Raw genomic sequence first — 17526 nt, forward strand, 5'->3', positions numbered from 1 at the left:
GTCGTGCCCGCTCACGCTGCCAAAAACAATTCGGCTCACTCGGATTCCAGCTCGATGTCGATACCCAGCGAGCGGATTTCCTTGACAAGAACGTTGAAGGATTCGGGCATGCCCGGCTCCATCCGATGATCGCCATCGACAATGTTCTTGTACATCTTGGTCCGACCGTTCACGTCATCAGACTTGACGGTGAGCATCTCCTGCAGCGTGTAAGCTGCACCGTAGGCCTCGAGAGCCCAAACTTCCATCTCACCGAAGCGCTGGCCACCGAACTGCGCCTTACCACCCAGCGGCTGCTGGGTAACCAGGCTGTAAGAGCCGGTGGAACGAGCGTGCATCTTGTCGTCGATCAGGTGGTTCAGCTTCAGGATGTACATGTAGCCAACCGTCACCGGGCGGTCGAACATATCACCGGTGCGACCGTCATACAGCATGGTCTGACCGGTGGTGCTCAGTCCCGCAAGCTCAAGCATGCGCTTGACCTCCGCTTCCTTGGCACCGTCGAATACCGGTGTTGCCATGGGCACACCGCCGCGAAGGTTGTGGCACATCTCCAGGATTTCCTTGTCGGACAGGGAATCCAGGTCCACCTTGAACACTTCGTCTGAGTGATTGTAGATCTCATCCAGCAGCTTGCGTAATTCAGCCACCTTGCGCTGCTCGTCCAACATCTGGCTGATACGCTCACCCAGACCCTTGGCTGCAGCACCCAGGTGAGTCTCAAGCACCTGACCTACGTTCATCCGCGAGGGAACACCCAACGGGTTCAGAACCACGTCAACGGTATTGCCATGCTCGTCGTAAGGCATGTCTTCGATCGGCATCACCGAGGAAATAACACCCTTGTTACCGTGACGACCGGCCATCTTGTCACCCGGCTGGATACGACGCTTGATAGCCAGGTATACCTTGACGATCTTCAGTACGCCCGGTGCAAGGTCGTCGCCCTGCTGAAGCTTGCCTTTCTTGTCATCAAAGCGCGCTTCGTGCTCTTTCTTGCGGTCCTCTAGCCCCTGCTCGGATTTCTCCAGCAGCTCGTTCAGGCTCTCGTCTTTCATCCGGAGCTTGAACCAGTCGGAACGCGGCAGCTCGGCCAGGTAGCTCTCTTCGAGGGTGGCGCCTTTCTTCAGACCCGGCCCACTGATCACTTCCTGCCCTTTCAACGCACTGTTCAGACGCTCAAAGGTCGCACCTTCAACAATCCGATACTCGTCTTTCAGATCCTTGCGATACTGGTCCAGCTGCTCTTTCTCGATGGACTGGGCACGCTGATCCTTCTCGATACCGTCGCGGGTAAAGACCTGAACGTCGATAACGGTGCCGCGGGTGCCAGTCGGCACGCGGGAGGAGGTATCCTTAACATCGGACGCCTTCTCACCGAAGATGGCACGCAGCAGCTTTTCCTCCGGCGTCAGCTGGGTCTCACCCTTCGGTGTGACCTTGCCTACCAGAATGTCACCGGGGCCCACTTCAGCACCAATGTAAACAATACCGGACTCATCCAGCTTGGACAGCGCACTTTCACCAACGTTCGGAATATCCGCGGTGATTTCCTCGCTACCCAGCTTGGTGTCCCGAGCCACACAGGTCAGTTCCTGAATATGGATAGTGGTCAGGCGATCTTCCTGCACCACTTTCTCGGAAATCAGAATGGAGTCCTCAAAGTTGTAACCGTTCCAGGGCATGAACGCGATACGCATGTTCTGCCCCAGGGCCAGTTCACCCAGATCAACGGACGGACCGTCTGCCAGAACGTCGCCACGGGCAATCACGTCACCCTGACGCACAATGGAACGCTGGTTGATACAGGTATTCTGGTTCGAACGGGTGTACTTGGTCAGGTTGTAGATATCCACACCTGCGTCACCCGCTTCTGTCTCCTCGTTGTTGACACGAACCACGATACGGGCCGCGTCGACACTCTCAATCACACCGCCACGGCGGGCCGTGACACAGACACCGGAGTCCTGTGCCACCGTGCGCTCTACACCAGTACCTACGAGAGGTACCTGGGAGCGCAGGGTCGGAACTGCCTGACGCTGCATGTTCGCACCCATCAGTGCCCGGTTGGCGTCGTCATGCTCCAGGAACGGGATCAAGGATGCTGCGACCGATACTACCTGGCGCGGAGATACATCCATGAAGTTAACGCTCTCCGGCGGAGTAACGGTAAATTCGTTCTGGTGCCGAACGGTAACCAGCTCGTCGGTCAGACGCTTGGTCTTCTCGTCCATGGCAGCACTGGCCTGGGCGATGACGTAGTTGCTCTCCTCGATTGCGGACAGGTAAACCACTTCATCGGTTACCACGCCGTTCTCAACCTTACGGTACGGACTCTCAAGGAAACCGTACGAATTGGAACGGGCGTAAGTCGCCAGCGAGTTGATCAGACCGATGTTCGGACCTTCCGGCGTCTCGATCGGGCATACACGGCCGTAATGGGTCGGATGCACGTCACGGACTTCGAAGCCTGCACGCTCACGGGTCAGACCACCTGGCCCAAGAGCCGAGATACGACGCTTGTGCGTGACCTCGGACAGCGGGTTGTTCTGGTCCATGAACTGAGACAGCTGGCTGGACCCGAAGAACTCTTTAACCGCGGCAGCTACCGGCTTGGCGTTAATAAGATCCTGAGGCATCAGGCCTTCGCTTTCAGCAAGGCTCAGACGCTCACGAACCGCGCGCTCAACCCGAACCAGGCCAACACGGAACTGGTTTTCCGCCATTTCGCCAACACAACGAACACGACGGTTACCCAGGTTATCGATATCATCCACATTGCCCTGGCCGTTACGGATATCGATCAGGGTCTTGAGCACGTCGATGATGTCTTCGTGGGTCAGGGTGCCCTCACCTGTGCTTTCTTCACGGCGCAGACGGCGGTTCAGCTTCATCCGGCCAACCGCAGACAGGTCATAGCGCTCTTCAGAGAAGAACAGGTTGTTAAACAGGTTCTCAGCCGACTCCTTGGTGGGCGGCTCGCCCGGGCGCATCATCCGGTAAATCTCAACCAACGCTTCCAGCGGGGTGCGGGTCGGATCGATACGCAGGGTGTCAGACATGAACGGACCGCAATCCAGATCGTTGGTATAAAGGGTTTCGATATCCTTCACGCCAGCGTCGAGAATCTTGGTGACCAGTTCTTCGGTCAGCTCGGAGTTACACTCTACCAGGACTTCACCGGAAGCCTGATCGATCATGTCTTTCGCCAGTACACGCCCATACAGGTACTCGGTCGGCACCTCGAGCTCGTTGATACCGGCTTTTTCCAGCTGTTTGATATGGCGGGCCGTAATCCGGCGACCTTCCTCGACAATCACGTTACCGTCATTGTCCTTGATATCAAAGGTTGCGATATCGCCACGCAGACGACTCGGCACCAGCTCCAGCTTGCACACTTCCGCGCCCAGGCTGAACTTACTGGTTTCGAAAAACATCTCCAGCATTTGCTCGGAGGTGTAGCCCAGGCCACGCAAAAGAATGGATGCCGGCAGTTTGCGACGACGGTCGATACGAACGAACACGGAGTCCTTCGGATCAAACTCGAAGTCCAGCCAGGAACCACGGTAAGGAATCACCCGGGCAGAATACAGCAGCTTGCCGGACGAATGGGTCTTGCCCTTGTCGTGATCGAAGAACACACCCGGAGACCGGTGGAGCTGGGAAACAATAACGCGCTCGGTACCGTTGATAACGAAGGTACCGTTCTCGGTCATCAGGGGCATCTCGCCCATGTAGACTTCCTGCTCTTTAATGTCCTTGATCGCCTTGTTGGACGATTCCTTATCGTAAATGATAAGGCGGACCTTCACCCGCAGCGGCGCTGCATAGGTTACGCCCCTAAGCTGGCATTCCTTGACATCAAAAACCGGCTCGCCAATACGGTAGCTCACGTATTCGAGCGCGGCATTGCCAGAGTAACTGACAATCGGGAATACGGATTTGAATGCTGCGTGAAGACCGGTTTCCCGGCGGTCTTCAGCAGCGGCTTCCATTTGGAGGAAGTCCCGGAACGAATCCAGCTGAATAGACAGCAAATAGGGGACGTCCATCACGGAAGGCAATTTACTAAAATCTTTGCGAATCCGCTTTTTCTCAGTGTAGGAGTAAGTCATCTGCATTCCCCAGCTTTAGACCTGATACCTGGTATCAAGAAGCAACCAATGTTCTGCTTCGGGGCCGAATTGCTCGGCTTATCGCGCCGTCTTGAACAAGACTCTGGCTGTAGGTTATAGATCTGACATCAACCTGCAATTGCTCACCAGACTCTATAGCATATACAACAGAAAAAGGCCGGTGGCCCGAAGCCACCAGCCTGTCCATGCTTATCGCACGGTTTCGATCAACAGCCGACTCTTACTTGAGCTCAACAGAAGCGCCTGCTTCCTCGAGCTTCTTCTTGGCTTCTTCAGCGTCGCCTTTGCTAGCTGCTTCCTTAACAACGGAAGGAGCGCTGTCGACCATTTCTTTGGCTTCTTTCAGACCCAGGCCGGTCAGTTCACGAACGGCCTTGATTACGTTTACTTTCTTCTCACCAGGACCGGTAAGTACAACGTCAAACTCGGTCTGCTCTTCAGCAGCGGCTTCGCCACCACCAGCAGCAGCCGGAGCAGCAGCAACGGCTGCAGCGGCAGAAACACCGAATTTCTCTTCCATTGCTTCAACCAGCGCAACAACGTCCATTACGCTCATTTCAGCAATTGCGTTCAAAATGTCTTCGTTAGACAGAGCCATGACTTTCTCCCAAAAATATAAAAAATGGTGTTCAACAGAATCAAGCAGCTTCTTGCTTCTGGTCGCGAACTGCCGCTACAGCACGAGTCACTTTCGAAGGAACTTCGTTCAGTGTCCGTGCCAGCTTGGTGATCGGTGCCTGTGTTACAGCGGCCAGCATTGTCAGCGCTTCGTGACGCGTTGGCAGCTTGGCAAGACGATCGATCTGGTCTGCACCCATCAGCTCTCCGCCGACGGCCAGTCCCTTGATCTCGAACGCCTCTTTCTCTTTGGCAAAATCCTTCAGCAGACGCGCTGCCGCGCCCGGATCTTCCATAGAGAATGCCAGAATGGTCGGGCCGACCAGAGCTTCGTCAATGCACTCGAACTCGGTACCGCGAATCGCGATCTTCGCCAGGTTGTTACGAACAACCTTCAGACGCACGTTTTCGGCACGAGCCTTGGCACGAAGCGCCGTCATGTCACCAGAGGTAACACCACGGTAGTCAGCCATAACCACAGACAGAGCACCACCGGCAGTCTCGTTGACTTCAGCGACGATCGCTTTCTTGTCTTCGAGTCTAATTGCCACTGGATTTCTCCTCGATTTCGCCGGGTCTTCCCGGCAAACCCACATATACCCCTCGCGGGGCTCCTAACGGTGTTTGGGTTCAGAGAGAACGTCTTCACACCGTCTGCGCAGGCGTTGCTTTAACCCTTGCAGCACTTCCAGTTTGACCGGAAGTGCTTCGGGGGCCTGCGGTCTTTGACAGCCTTGGCTTCCGCCCAGACTACAAAGTAACCACCGATCAAAGGATCAAATAGCGAGACCGCTCTGATCGATAGTCAGGCCAGGACCCATAGTCGAGGAAATGGTGATCTTCTTGAGATACACGCCTTTCGCCGACGACGGCTTGGCCTTTTTCAGATCTGCCACCAGAGCTTCAAGGTTTTCCTTGATGTTCTCGGCAGAGAATTCAACGTTACCCAGCGGAGCGTGGATAATGCCGTTCTTGTCGGTGCGGTAGCGAACCTGACCGGCCTTGGCGTTCTTGACCGCAGTCTCAACGTCAGGAGTCACAGTACCCACCTTCGGGTTCGGCATCAGGCCACGGGGACCAAGAATCTGGCCCAGTTGACCAACGACACGCATGGCGTCCGGAGTGGCGATGACCACGTCGAAATCCATGTTGCCTTTCTTAACTTCGTCAGCCAGGTCGTCCATGCCCACAATATCTGCACCAGCGGCCGTTGCTTTCTCAGCATTGGCACCCTGGGTAAACACAGCAACGCGAACGGTCTTTCCGGTGCCGTGAGGCAGAACAGTGCTGCTACGAACTACCTGGTCCGATTTACGTGCGTCAACGCCGAGGTTAACGGCCACGTCCACAGACTCTTTGAACTTCACGTTCTGGCCCAGCTCAACCAACAGTGCAACTGCGTCGTCTACAGAGTAGGAACGGGTAGAGTCTACCTTTTCACGAATAAGCTTCTGACGCTTGCTCAGCTTTGCCATGTTACAGGCCCTCCACGTTCAGGCCCATGCTGCGGGCGGTTCCTGCAATGGTACGTACCGCTGCATCCATATCGGCTGCAGTCAGGTCCGGCTCCTTGGTCTTGGCAATTTCTTCGAGCTGCTCGCGGGTCACAGTACCGACTTTATCGGTATTCGGACGACCAGAGCCGCTCTTGATGCCAGCTGCCTTCAGCAGAAGAACCGGCGCAGGCGGAGTCTTGGTAATAAAGGTAAAGCTGCGATCACTGTAAACGGTGATCACGGTCGGAATCGGCAGACCAGGCTCCATGTCCTGAGTCTGGGCGTTGAACGCCTTGCAGAATTCCATGATATTCACGCCGCGCTGACCCAGAGCGGGACCAACGGGGGGACTCGGGTTGGCCTTACCGGCAGCAACCTGAAGCTTGATGTACGCTTCAATTTTCTTTGCCATGATAGATCTCCTATGGGTTCAAGCGCCTCTCGGCTCCCCGTTTTTTACAACTGCCAAAAGCAGACACAAAAAGCCCGCGTCGCTTGAGCGCGCGAGCTTTCAGCTTTCCTGTTACCGGTCAGTCTTTCTCGACCTGCCCAAACTCCAGCTCCACCGGAGTTGAACGACCAAAGATCAGAACAGCAACCTTGACTCGACTCTTGTCGTAGTCAACTTCCTCAACCACACCATTGAAGTCCGCAAACGGACCCTCAACAACGCGAACAACCTCACCCGGCTCGAACAGCGTCTTCGGCTTGGGTTTGTCGGCACCGCTCTCCACTCGACGAAGGATCGCTTCCGCTTCCTTTTCGGTAATCGGTGCCGGCTTGTCCTTGGTACCACCAATAAAACCAAGAACACGCGGAGTATTCTTGACAAGGTGCCACGTCGCATCGTCCATTTCCATCTGGACCAGTACGTACCCGGGATAGAATTTGCGCTCACTCTTGCGCTTCTTCCCTTCTCGCATTTCGACGACTTCCTCGGTCGGAACCAGGATCTCGCCGAAACGGTCTTCCATCTCGTGCAGCGCAACGCGCTCCCTGAGAGTGCGCATTACCTGCTTTTCGAAGCCAGAATACGCATGAACGACGTACCAGCGCTTAGCCATTGCCCACTCCTGTTAACCGATAAACCCGGCGACCAGCAAGCTGATCAGCGAATCCATACCCCACAACAACAGAGCCACAACCAGCACAAACACCACAACAATCGCTGTCGTCTGCACGAGCTCGGGCCTGGTGGGCCATACCACTTTCCGGATCTCGACTCTCGCTTCCTTCAGCAGCGTCGCGAAGCGACGGCCACGGTCGGTCTGGAGGGCAACAAGCGCCGCTACAATTGCGAGACCTACAAGAGCCAGAACCCGATACAGCAGAGACTCGGCACTATAATACTGATTCCCCACCACACCGATGGCGATCAGAACGAAAACAACCAGCCACTTCAGGAAATCGAAACGGCTGGCTGACTGAACGGCTTTTGACTCCATAGGAATCAACTTATGTATCCGGATGTTAAAAAATGGCAGGCCAGGAGGGAATCGAACCCCCAACCTGCGGTTTTGGAGACCGCTGCTCTGCCAATTGAGCTACTGGCCTGCACCGAAACAACTCAGTGCACTTACTCTCGAGTCTATTACTCGATGATCTTGGAGACCACGCCGGCACCAACGGTACGGCCGCCTTCACGAATCGCGAAGCGCAGGCCATCTTCCATGGCGATCGGAGCAATCAGGGTAACACTCATCTTGACGTTGTCACCCGGCATAACCATTTCCACACCTTCCGGCAGTTCGCAAGAACCGGTTACGTCGGTGGTACGGAAGTAAAACTGCGGACGGTAGCCCTTGAAGAACGGAGTATGACGGCCGCCTTCTTCTTTGGACAGTACGTACACTTCGCACTCAAACTTGGTGTGCGGAGTGATGGAGCCCGGTACCGCCAGAACCTGACCACGCTCAACGTCGTCACGCTTGGTGCCACGCAGCAGCGCACCAATGTTCTCACCCGCACGGCCTTCGTCCAGCAGCTTGCGGAACATCTCAACACCGGTACAAGTCGTCTTGACGGTGTCTTTCAGACCAATGATTTCAACTTCGTCACCAGTCTTGATCACGCCACGCTCAACACGGCCGGTCACAACGGTACCACGACCGGAGATAGAGAAGACGTCCTCGATCGGCATCAGGAACGGCTGATCGATCGCACGCTCCGGCTCAGGGATGTAGTCATCCAGAGCTTCTACCAGCTTCTTGACAGCGGTAGTACCCATCTCGTTGTCGTCTTTGCCTTCCAGCGCCATCAGCGCAGAACCGGTGATGATCGGAGTGTCGTCACCCGGGAAGTCGTACTGGCTCAGCAGGTCACGAACTTCCATCTCAACCAGCTCGAGCAGCTCTTCATCGTCCACCATGTCCGCTTTGTTCAGGAACACAACGATGAAAGGCACGCCAACCTGACGGGACAGCAGGATGTGCTCACGGGTCTGCGGCATGGGGCCGTCAGCTGCGGAGCAAACCAGGATCGCGCCGTCCATCTGCGCTGCACCAGTGATCATGTTCTTCACATAGTCAGCGTGGCCCGGGCAGTCTACGTGAGCGTAGTGGCGATTCGGGGAATCGTACTCAACGTGAGAGGTCGCAATGGTGATACCACGCGCACGCTCTTCCGGTGCGTTATCGATCTGATCGAATGCACTCGCAGACCCTGTACCCCAAACTTCGTGACATACACGGGTCAGGGCAGCAGTCAAAGTGGTTTTACCATGGTCAACGTGACCAATGGTGCCTACGTTCAAGTGCGGCTTATTACGTTCAAACTTAGACTTAGACATTCGACCAATCTCCCTAATCAACCAGGATCGTAACGTTGACCGGATAAATAATGGAGCTCATGGGCGGATTTGAACCGCCGACCTCACCCTTACCAAGGGTGTGCTCTACCAACTGAGCTACATGAGCATTTCAAAACAAATTGGAGCGGGCAGCGGGAATCGAACCCGCGTCATCAGCTTGGAAGGCTGAGGTAATAGCCACTATACGATGCCCGCGAGCAATTTAGTGGTGGAGGGGGCAGGATTCGAACCTGCGAAGGCGATGCCGTCAGATTTACAGTCTGATCCCTTTGGCCACTCGGGAACCCCTCCGAGTCGGATTTGCGTGAGCAAATCCGTCAAAACTTAAAGTGGAGCTGGCGGACGGAATCGAACCCCCGACCTGCTGATTACAAGTCAGCTGCTCTACCAACTGAGCTACGCCAGCTCACATTCGCCTCGTCAGCGAGGGCGGTATACTACGGATTTTTTTCTGGCGTTGCAACACCTTCACAAGGCCTGATTTCAACGAAATCGAAATTGCTGCCGTAATCCGCTTTCACCGCCTGAACCAGTTCTTCAGCGAGTTCCGGTTCAGCCTCAAAAGAGAGCGCGTAGCTTATCTGATTTCGGGGGAAGTTGACCAGTACCGCATTAAGATTCTGACGTTTTTTTTCTTCCAGCACGGAAATTGCAGATTCGCGAGACTCGAACAGCCCCAGTGAAATGGCATTGCGGTTTTCGCCCTCGGTGACCAGATAGGAGTCGATTCCCTGCCTTTGAATGTCACGAAACTGGCGCAAAGCAACAGCCTCGGGCTGGGGCGGAATAAGAACCCAGTGCAGGGGCGCCAGCTCTCTTTCGACTTCTTCAACCCTGAAACCAGCTTCCTCCGCAAGAGGTTGACTGTCCACCAGGCTTTGGGCGCGCTCCGCGGTTTCGAGCCATCCGAGGCGGGCACACGACATTTCGGATTTACCGGCCGGTGCACCAGGCCCGACACCGGAGTCTTCCGGCCCCGGTGATTTGAGGCTGGCCACCCTTGGCAGGCTGCCACTGGCAACGTTGGTCATGCCGCCCGATGGCCCCACGAAGTCCGGCAGGTAATAGATAGCAATACTCACCAGCACCAGCACCAACGCCAACCACCTCATCCGCGGGCTTCCTCCGCATGAATTGCACGAAGGCCCGATAACACAAGGTCCGGGCGAGAAATACCGGGCAGACCAAGACCGATAAGCCGGTCTGCGTCGCCGCCAGTAACCAGAACCTCGGACAATGATAGTTTACGGGCGTCAGCGATCACCCGCTCAATCATCGCTGCAGACAGCCAGGCAAGACCATGGTTCACGCATTCTCCGGTACTCTTGCCGGGGTCCGTTGCCAGCCCCTGGTCTGGGTCGAACCAGATCCGGGCGGCATCGGTCCGGAGACTGCGCAACATCATCTGCAGACCAGGAAGAATATAACCACCCAGATGCTGACCATGCCGATCAACGTAATCGACAGTAACGGCACTGCCTGCATCCAGGACCGCAAAGCCCTGCTTGTGATCGAGCCAGGCACCGTACATCCCATGCCAACGATCGGCCCCCATTCTGGAGACATCCTGGTAGGCGTTCATGAGGCCACTCCGGGACCGCTCGGACCAGTAAAAGCGAACCGGCGCCTGACAAAGCTTCGCGATGGAGCCCGCCAAATGACTTCGCCTCTCTTCAGACGCAACTGTGGATATGGCGACAGACACCACCTGTCCGATCAGTTCGCCCGACAATCCCAGGGGGTTCTCGTCTTCGAGAGAGCCGGCCCCTGAGGTCAGAACCCCATTCTGGTTTGCGAGACACCATTTCAGTCGGGTATTACCAGCATCAATAAACAGATTCATTTTGCCCATCGCAGACTGATTTCCCCTGCGCGCACCGGAACAAGCCCGTTTTCGGTCCGGATTTGATAGTTGCCGGCGTCATCAATGCCACAACCGACACCTTCAACATCTCCGCCCCGGGCCTTGAGCGATTTTCCCATAAACACATCGCGACGCTGCCAGGACTCCCGAAAATCTGCAAACCCGATATCCGAGAACAGGGCCACAGCATCGAATACAGCATCAATGATTGCACCGCCGATCTGGCTGCGCGACCATTCGACTTGAGGGCAGGCCCTGGCGAGGCTGCTCCAGGGTTGATCAACGCCGTCGGCCCGGGACATGTGTACATTCAATCCGATGCCCGCGATTACTTGCACCACCCCTTCCTCCAGCTCGCCCTGGAGCTCCACCAGGATGCCGCCAAGCTTGCCGTCCGGAAGAAAAATATCATTTGGCCACTTGAGTCCGACTTCTGGCACTCCCAGTCGTTCCAGGGCATTGGCCACCGCAACGCCGAGCACCAGGCTCAACCCATCCAGTACACCGAAGCCGCCGTGGAAGGTTAGCCCCAGGCTAAGGTACAGGTTTTCGCCCCGAGGGCTTTGCCAGACACGCCCCCGTCGACCGCGGCCGGACGTCTGGCAGTCGGCAATAACCACCGGGATACCCTTGCTTCCGGCGGTAATCTGCCTGATCACCTCGGCATTGGTTGAGTCAACCTCGTCGAGGACTGTCAGTGAGAGCTCCTGTTCCCGGCCGGCGGCTATTTCACCAAGCACCCGGGCCCGATCGAGCAGGTCGACCCGGGACACCAGCTGATATCCACGTCCGCGAATCGTGGCAATGTCAGCACCTTCTTCCATCGCGCGACGAATCTGCTTCCAGATTGCGGTACGACTAACCCCGAGCTTTTCGGCCAGCGCGGCTCCGGAATGAACCTGACCGTCACTGAGCAGCTCTATAAGTGCTTTGGATTTCATAAGATGCATCCAGCCATGGAATTGGGTAAGGCCGGATTAAACACCAGGGAAGGGAAAAAGACAAAGTTGGCGGCGTCGCTTTGCGAACCGCCTGCCGGAAGATCAGGGAATCGGGGTTGCGGTCAGATTGGCCTTGATATCGAAGTTCTGCATTTTGACGCCATAGACGGCCGTCTGAGCACCGCCAACGGGATGAACCAGATCGATATTGTTGATCGAGAGTTCCTTGAACCGGCTTCTCGCCTTCACCGCAAACCCGAGCGGTCTGTTGTCGGCCTCGGCGAGGGTTGGATTGGAGACATAGCGGTAACCGGCAGTGGACGAACCATCCATAATTTTTTCATCGCCCCGGTTGCCCGATACTCCCATCGCATCCGGACCGTCCGCCTTCTTCACAACCCGGGTTTGATAGACATCCACGGAAAGATCGGTGCGTAGCCCAAACGAGTTATCGTCTACGCCGTCACCATCGAAGTCCCCACCATCGCTGGTGTGGATATCGTTCAGAACGAGGCTCGTCCCGGTTCCGTTCATGGACTCACCAACTCCGCTGCTTTGCCGGTTGGTTTCCCAGGTCAGCGAGTTTTTCCGGGCTTCATTGATGGCCTTGGCAAGCACCTGCTTCAGGCGGACCGTCAGCCCCTCCTCACCCCGGGTTTCCCAGACGCCTCCGGAAGCCGTACAGGCGGATGGACTATCACCCATGCCACCAGCACAGACATCACCGGCCCCGCCCGGGACGACGGTCATGCTGCTGCCGGTTTCGTATTTCTGAATCACGAACCTCCCGAAACTCTGACCGGATTCCTTGTCGCCGATTCTCAGATTGCCGATATCCATGGTGCTCCAGGATTCGCCCTTGATAACCGCAAGCCCCTCCTGGCTGACATCAACGGTCATGTCGCGCACATGCGCGTCATAATCCAGTTCGGTAATCCAGAGGCCCTTCTGGGGAATCTCACCATTACCTTCATCGTAGGGCGCCGCGATAATCGCAGCCTTGCCGTTCCTGATGCTGACATCGGAATTGATGGTAATCCCCTCACCCGATGCGCCTCCTGCACCGAGCGTCACATGGCCATCAAGCTCGAATTCGTAGGCCGGATAGAAACCCAGTGCCAGCAGCAGCTCTGTGCCACCCTGCAAGGGGGCGTCGTCACTCCCTACTCGCAGACCGTTGATCCGGTAGCCGGCCCTGATGTCCTCGAAACCAATCCGCAGACCATCGAAGAACTCGGTACCGTTGGTGACGCCATCGCGAGTTACATTGACCGTTACATCGCCCTGCCCCCAGGACTGCAGTCCACTGAAGATCACCCGGTTGCCGTCTTCGGTGTAGCTGAAATCAGCAAGCCGAAGACTCCATTCAGTCGCAAGTCGCAAGCCCTGCGGGCCGGCGTCAGGGTGTCCACCCCCCTGCAGATAGATCGCATTGGAATAGCTGCGGCCGTTGAACACCTGATCTTCAAGCAAAAAGCTGACATTCACCTGACCGATACTCTTGCCATTGCCACCCACCTCAATAGCGCCAATGCTGAATTCACCATCCATGGAGCCAAGGGTCAGGGCCAGGGCCGATCTATTCTGCCAGTCGGTCGCCACATCGAGCCGGAGGTCGTTAATCCGATAGACGCCAGTGATGTCTCGAAGCGCGAAGGCCTTTCCGTCATCCCTGTATAGAAAAGCGGCCGAGCGTATAACGGTCTCGTTATCGATTCGAAGGCCCTCCCCGGATCGGCCGCCGGCAGTCAGGTTGGTGCTGGAGGAAAGCTCGTAACTTCCACTCAGGCTGCCATAGCTGGGCAGAGGCTGTCCGTTGCCGGAATCGACAGATACGCCATGATTCAGGGGGTTGCTGCTGTAACGAATCGCGCCGACCTCCCAATCCCCAGTTATTCTGGGCGCATTCAGAGCCAGAGTGTCGCCGACCACATCCAGAGTTACTCCCAGTGCCTCCACATTCATGGTGATATCGTCCAGAAAAACTTCATTGCCATTGGTGCGATACCCCAGACGGCCGGCAGTCATCGTGTAGGCGGAGTCAAAGGTATAACCGGCCCCAGCAACGGAACTGCCCTGGCTTATATTCAAATACCCTTCCAGAGAATGATCGAAAAAGATCCCCCCCATACTGACACCGGGGGCCCCGGCGAGCCGGATATCACCGAACTCGATCCGTCGGTCTTTCACCAGGTAATCGAGATTAAGGGATGCATCCTCCTCAACATCGATGCGAATCAGGTGGAATGCCTGACCAGAAGGATCAACGGCCGAACCAATGCGAAAACCGTCCAGATGGATGCCGTTGCCATCATCAACATAGGACAGCCGATCTGCCGTCAGGCCAAGATCGAGCTCTACGGACAGACCACTCTGGCCACTGATGTTTGCCAGAGTGGAATCGTCCAGGCTTTTCATGTCAGCGACCACCGGGGAGGCGAGGACCACACAAAACAGCCCAGTGGCAATCGGGGCCTGTTGTTTGATTCTGTCTGGCGCGCCCATAACCGTTAACCCCTTCAATCTCACGGATTCCCCGCCGGAAACACGAGCAGGTTTCCTTCCATCACAACGTCCCCTCGCATATCAACAGAGAATATGTCGGTCTGCTGAAAGCCGGGGTCGGTCGGCCGGGCCGTGCTGCTGGAAGAAATCTTGAATTGGACGTCGTTGAACCGAACAGTATTGGGCAGCCCAAGCTCCAGCACATCCCGATTGAACAGTTCGCCATCACCACCGAACCCCGAATCGACTTTGCGGACCCGCAGTGTCAGGCCCTCAAACGCGAAATTGCCCCGAATATCATCAAGCACCATCCATCCGCCGTTTTCTTTCAGCCGGTAAGCAAAACGGGCGCCACACTTCTTGTCCACGTCATCACAACGTCCGAAATAACTGTTCTCAACCGGACCGCCCATTTCATTGATGCTGATGTCGCCGGACAGGTAGATCCCACCCTGTCCGGAGATATCCGAGAGAGCTTCATCTCCCAGGCGGGCGAGTTCGGCAAGGCTGGGGAGTGAAAACAGAAAAACAGGGAGAGCAAGTATTGTTCTGCGCAGAAACGATTTCATTGGCTCAGATCCCTGGTCTTAATGTTCAAGTGTTGTATCAGCATTCCCTGGACGCGGGCCGAACCAAAATCGCGGTCGCCAACACTGAAATTTCCGATCTTGAGATTGCTGCGAAACTCCGGGTTCGTGTAGTAGGACTCGTAGAAATCCCAGGCGTCCGCATCACTGCTGCCGCGGAGACCGTCGGCACCGATCTCGCCCGGCTGAGGGCGCCGAATTGCAGCAACCTCCACTACAAAGTTTCCACTGCCATCAACATCGAAGAATACCGGTTGAAGCTGGTTGCCAATCGCCAGCTCGAGCGCAAAATTGCTCATCAATATTCGTGATCCGCAGGTGGAACCGTTCTGTGCGCAGGCATTGATAGAAAGTTCCGGGGAATAGAAATTCAGCTTGAACTGGCCGACCATCTGGCGCCGATCGTTATCGCCCCAAAGGCGCAGATAGCTACCATCGATGACAGCACTCTTTGCGTGGATATTGATATTGGCAGACCGGTCGTCACCAACTGCCACGTTCATCTGCATGCCGATGTCTGCTCGCTCTCCGATGTATCCGGCAGACGCCGGGCGACTCGAGCAGGTGCCGCTGCCAGGACCGGCCCCGGAGTCCATGCAGTCATAACCCTGGTCGCTATTGACCATGGCACTGGCTGAGAACTCCAGCACCGCCTTGTTAGCGATACCAATATCATTGCCATCCACCACATCGATTTTCCACGGGTTCAGGAGTCTACCGAGATTGACCGGGCCCAGGGTCTCTCCGTAGTTGCTATTGGCCCCGGCGATGTAGAGATGGTTTACCGTAATATCGACATCACGACCGTCCGTGCTTTTGATCCCGCCAATCCGGAAAATGCGTGCCTGCTCTCCCGAGGCATCCGGCTCATCCGTTCCATGAGAGAATTTGAAATTCTCCAGTACAAGGCCAATCCCGGCTCCATCAATCGAGGACATTTCAGTTTCCGAAAGTCCCTGAAGCTCCGCCTCAACAGGCACTGGGGCAGTCAGAACAGCCGCCATCACCGGAAAGAGCCGCGCGAAAACAGGAAGCTGACTGAAATTGAACCATTTCATACGAAGCCCCTCAGAACAGACCTTTGCCGCGGTCGATGTATTCGGTGCGGTAACGCTGGGTACCATAGAGCGCCTCATTGAGATTCACCTCAGTAGCGCCGTTGGGAATATTGAAGAAGGCACCTGATGTGGCCTTGATAAAATCTTCGGGCGTGAAGTCTGTTTTCTTTACATCCTTCAGCCAATCAAGATCTTTGGTCTGGAATGAGATAAAAGCACCGTCGGCCGGCCCGGTGATACGTCGCTCGCCATTGACCTCACCAACCTCCCCTACCGGGAAGCTGTTATAGATATCCAGGTCGAAACAGGAATCTATTCCAAGGACCAGGCAGTCCTCCGCGTAAACATAAATGTCACCGCCTGAACAGCTGAAAAAGGAACAATCCGGAACCTCGATTCGGGAACTCGACCCCCAGCCGATCAGGTTCTTTACCGACCAGCGGGTAAAGCCGCTTGCGCCTTCGAGAATGAACCGTTCGCCATCCGGGATACCGATGTATTCCGCTCTTACCGGGTCCAGGGAGCCAATGTTTGGATCGCCCTCCGCACCGTAAACCAGCTCTGCCTTGGTGGATAATGGACTACCGCCTTCGAGTAGAGGGGTGAGGAGCACGATGATTTGGTCAAAAAGGTTACCGCTTGAGCTGGCCTGGCTCAGCCCTTCACCGCGGTCAATGATGTCCACGTTCACATTGCCAGTTAGCGTTTCAATCTTGCCGGACAGGACACCCATGGATTCACCGAAACCCAGTCGGAAGCCGACCACTTCTTCGGTTTGTTCATCGAAGGCGAACTCCAGAAACGGATTCTGGATCAGGAAAGGAACGATTTCCCCCTCGGCATAGGTACTGCCATCGGGCTTTCGCTGTCTCGGAGCTTCGGGATTGGCGTCAAAGTAAGCCTGATTGTTAATGTAACCTAGAGCAAAATCTTCAATATAGACATCCGAAGTGCCCGGTTTCTCACCTTCCCGGTCGTAACGGCCCATTTCCAGCACATCTACATTGGTCTGGATTTCAATGTCCATTCCGAGATTGACCCGGGTATAGGCGGTGTTGTCGTTGGCATCAGGATGGTACTGGCGGTCAACCGATACAAAGGCCTGCCCTGTGACTTCAGACATCTGTCGATCTGAAATCGGGCGCAGTTCGGCGTTGACCCCCGAAGCCAGTAAAGGCAGGAGGAGAAGCGAATAAAATGGTTTACTCATAGTCACATCTCACCGCGGCCGCTTCTTGTTATTGGCGGCTGATTTAAAGATGACTGATGAGCGTCTCTGAGGCTGGCTTGGATTTTTGATGTTGTTTTAGCCAGTTCTTTTACAGAAGTGTAACCCCGGTTACATGTTGTCACTGTGCGCAGCGTCATGGTTTTGGCATTTGCCAAATTTCAGGCAATAAAAAACCCCAGCATCGAGGATGCTGGGGTTTTCGGTATTAGGCGCCTGACGATGACCTACTCTCACATGGGCAACGCCACACTACCATCGGCGCTGGTCTGTTTCACTTCTGA

General features: G+C 55.7%; 15 protein-coding genes and 5 tRNA genes. All 20 read right to left on the reverse strand.

Annotation, left to right across the window (positions count from 1 at the left end; translation table 11 throughout):
- Window positions 1-35: 35 nt before the first annotated feature.
- The 20 genes from rpoB to J3362_RS19735 all read right to left on the reverse strand — a co-directional run bounded on the left by rpoB (window position 36) and on the right by J3362_RS19735 (window position 17224).
- Window positions 36-4115 carry a DNA-directed RNA polymerase subunit beta gene (rpoB, locus tag J3362_RS19640; RefSeq protein WP_349521872.1) on the reverse strand — a complete coding sequence of 1360 codons (4080 nt, stop codon included), beginning with the start codon at window positions 4113-4115 and terminating at the stop codon, window positions 36-38.
- Between the two features lie 241 nt (window positions 4116-4356).
- Window positions 4357-4734: a 50S ribosomal protein L7/L12 gene (gene rplL / locus J3362_RS19645; protein ID WP_349521873.1), complete on the reverse strand. Its 378-nt coding sequence runs from the start codon at window positions 4732-4734 to the stop codon at window positions 4357-4359.
- A gap of 40 nt (window positions 4735-4774) precedes the next feature.
- Window positions 4775-5305, reverse strand: a complete 531-nt coding sequence (rplJ, locus tag J3362_RS19650) for a 50S ribosomal protein L10 (RefSeq protein WP_064228578.1) — start codon at window positions 5303-5305, stop codon at window positions 4775-4777.
- A 225-nt stretch (window positions 5306-5530) separates the two neighbouring features.
- On the reverse strand, window positions 5531-6229 hold the full coding sequence (rplA, locus tag J3362_RS19655) for a 50S ribosomal protein L1 (protein ID WP_349521874.1): 699 nt from the start codon (window positions 6227-6229) through the stop codon (window positions 5531-5533).
- A gap of 1 nt (window position 6230) precedes the next feature.
- Complete coding sequence (rplK, locus tag J3362_RS19660) at window positions 6231-6662, reverse strand: 50S ribosomal protein L11 (RefSeq protein WP_064228580.1); 432 nt, start codon at window positions 6660-6662, stop codon at window positions 6231-6233.
- Between the two features lie 118 nt (window positions 6663-6780).
- Window positions 6781-7314 carry a transcription termination/antitermination protein NusG gene (gene nusG, locus J3362_RS19665; RefSeq protein WP_088558168.1) on the reverse strand — a complete coding sequence of 178 codons (534 nt, stop codon included), beginning with the start codon at window positions 7312-7314 and terminating at the stop codon, window positions 6781-6783.
- A 12-nt stretch (window positions 7315-7326) separates the two neighbouring features.
- Window positions 7327-7695 carry a preprotein translocase subunit SecE gene (secE, locus tag J3362_RS19670; protein WP_349521875.1) on the reverse strand — a complete coding sequence of 123 codons (369 nt, stop codon included), beginning with the start codon at window positions 7693-7695 and terminating at the stop codon, window positions 7327-7329.
- 33 nt (window positions 7696-7728) lie between these two features.
- A tRNA-Trp gene (locus J3362_RS19675) sits at window positions 7729-7804 on the reverse strand.
- Between the two features lie 37 nt (window positions 7805-7841).
- Window positions 7842-9038, reverse strand: a complete 1197-nt coding sequence (tuf, locus tag J3362_RS19680; protein WP_349521869.1) for an elongation factor Tu — start codon at window positions 9036-9038, stop codon at window positions 7842-7844.
- Between the two features lie 51 nt (window positions 9039-9089).
- Window positions 9090-9165, reverse strand: a tRNA-Thr gene (locus J3362_RS19685).
- 14 nt (window positions 9166-9179) lie between these two features.
- Window positions 9180-9254: transfer RNA gene (locus J3362_RS19690), tRNA-Gly, on the reverse strand.
- Window positions 9255-9265: 11 nt separating this feature from the next.
- Window positions 9266-9350, reverse strand: a tRNA-Tyr gene (locus J3362_RS19695).
- A 39-nt stretch (window positions 9351-9389) separates the two neighbouring features.
- Window positions 9390-9465: transfer RNA gene (locus J3362_RS19700), tRNA-Thr, on the reverse strand.
- 31 nt (window positions 9466-9496) lie between these two features.
- On the reverse strand, window positions 9497-10171 hold the full coding sequence (locus J3362_RS19705; RefSeq protein ID WP_349521876.1) for a hypothetical protein: 675 nt from the start codon (window positions 10169-10171) through the stop codon (window positions 9497-9499).
- Entirely contained in the window at window positions 10168-10902 is a 735-nt protein-coding gene (locus J3362_RS19710; RefSeq protein ID WP_502882453.1) for a type III pantothenate kinase, read from the reverse strand. Before J3362_RS19710 ends, J3362_RS19705 begins: the two co-directional genes overlap by 4 nt.
- Window positions 10899-11864, reverse strand: a complete 966-nt coding sequence (locus J3362_RS19715) for a biotin--[acetyl-CoA-carboxylase] ligase (RefSeq protein WP_349521878.1) — start codon at window positions 11862-11864, stop codon at window positions 10899-10901. The genes J3362_RS19710 and J3362_RS19715 overlap by 4 nt, the downstream gene beginning before the upstream one ends.
- 102 nt (window positions 11865-11966) lie before the next feature.
- Window positions 11967-14369: a DUF6160 family protein gene (locus J3362_RS19720; protein WP_349521879.1), complete on the reverse strand. Its 2403-nt coding sequence runs from the start codon at window positions 14367-14369 to the stop codon at window positions 11967-11969.
- A 20-nt stretch (window positions 14370-14389) separates the two neighbouring features.
- Complete coding sequence (locus J3362_RS19725; RefSeq protein WP_053114291.1) at window positions 14390-14938, reverse strand: hypothetical protein; 549 nt, start codon at window positions 14936-14938, stop codon at window positions 14390-14392.
- Window positions 14935-16014 carry a hypothetical protein gene (locus J3362_RS19730; protein ID WP_349521880.1) on the reverse strand — a complete coding sequence of 360 codons (1080 nt, stop codon included), beginning with the start codon at window positions 16012-16014 and terminating at the stop codon, window positions 14935-14937. The genes J3362_RS19725 and J3362_RS19730 overlap by 4 nt, the downstream gene beginning before the upstream one ends.
- A 10-nt stretch (window positions 16015-16024) precedes the next feature.
- Window positions 16025-17224, reverse strand: coding sequence for a hypothetical protein (locus J3362_RS19735; RefSeq protein WP_349521881.1), 1200 nt, complete (start codon window positions 17222-17224; stop codon window positions 16025-16027).
- Between the last annotated feature and the right edge of the window lie 302 nt (window positions 17225-17526).

The organism is Marinobacter sp. NFXS11, from assembly GCF_040148675.1.
Taxonomy (GTDB): Bacteria; Pseudomonadota; Gammaproteobacteria; order Pseudomonadales; family Oleiphilaceae; genus Marinobacter.

Coding starts and splice junctions, on each gene's coding strand:
- rpoB (WP_349521872.1), bottom strand. CDS start 4,115: ATGACTTACTCCTACACTGAGAAAAAGCGGATTCGCAAAGATTTTAGT.
- rplL (WP_349521873.1), bottom strand. CDS start 4,734: ATGGCTCTGTCTAACGAAGACATTTTGAACGCAATTGCTGAAATGAGC.
- rplA (WP_349521874.1), bottom strand. CDS start 6,229: ATGGCAAAGCTGAGCAAGCGTCAGAAGCTTATTCGTGAAAAGGTAGAC.
- rplK (WP_064228580.1), bottom strand. CDS start 6,662: ATGGCAAAGAAAATTGAAGCGTACATCAAGCTTCAGGTTGCTGCCGGT.
- nusG (WP_088558168.1), bottom strand. CDS start 7,314: ATGGCTAAGCGCTGGTACGTCGTTCATGCGTATTCTGGCTTCGAAAAG.
- secE (WP_349521875.1), bottom strand. CDS start 7,695: ATGGAGTCAAAAGCCGTTCAGTCAGCCAGCCGTTTCGATTTCCTGAAG.
- tuf (WP_349521869.1), bottom strand. CDS start 9,038: ATGTCTAAGTCTAAGTTTGAACGTAATAAGCCGCACTTGAACGTAGGC.
- J3362_RS19705 (WP_349521876.1), bottom strand. CDS start 10,171: ATGAGGTGGTTGGCGTTGGTGCTGGTGCTGGTGAGTATTGCTATCTAT.
- J3362_RS19710 (WP_502882453.1), bottom strand. CDS start 10,902: ATGAATCTGTTTATTGATGCTGGTAATACCCGACTGAAATGGTGTCTC.
- J3362_RS19715 (WP_349521878.1), bottom strand. CDS start 11,864: ATGAAATCCAAAGCACTTATAGAGCTGCTCAGTGACGGTCAGGTTCAT.
- J3362_RS19720 (WP_349521879.1), bottom strand. CDS start 14,369: ATGGGCGCGCCAGACAGAATCAAACAACAGGCCCCGATTGCCACTGGG.
- J3362_RS19725 (WP_053114291.1), bottom strand. CDS start 14,938: ATGAAATCGTTTCTGCGCAGAACAATACTTGCTCTCCCTGTTTTTCTG.
- J3362_RS19730 (WP_349521880.1), bottom strand. CDS start 16,014: ATGAAATGGTTCAATTTCAGTCAGCTTCCTGTTTTCGCGCGGCTCTTT.
- J3362_RS19735 (WP_349521881.1), bottom strand. CDS start 17,224: ATGAGTAAACCATTTTATTCGCTTCTCCTCCTGCCTTTACTGGCTTCG.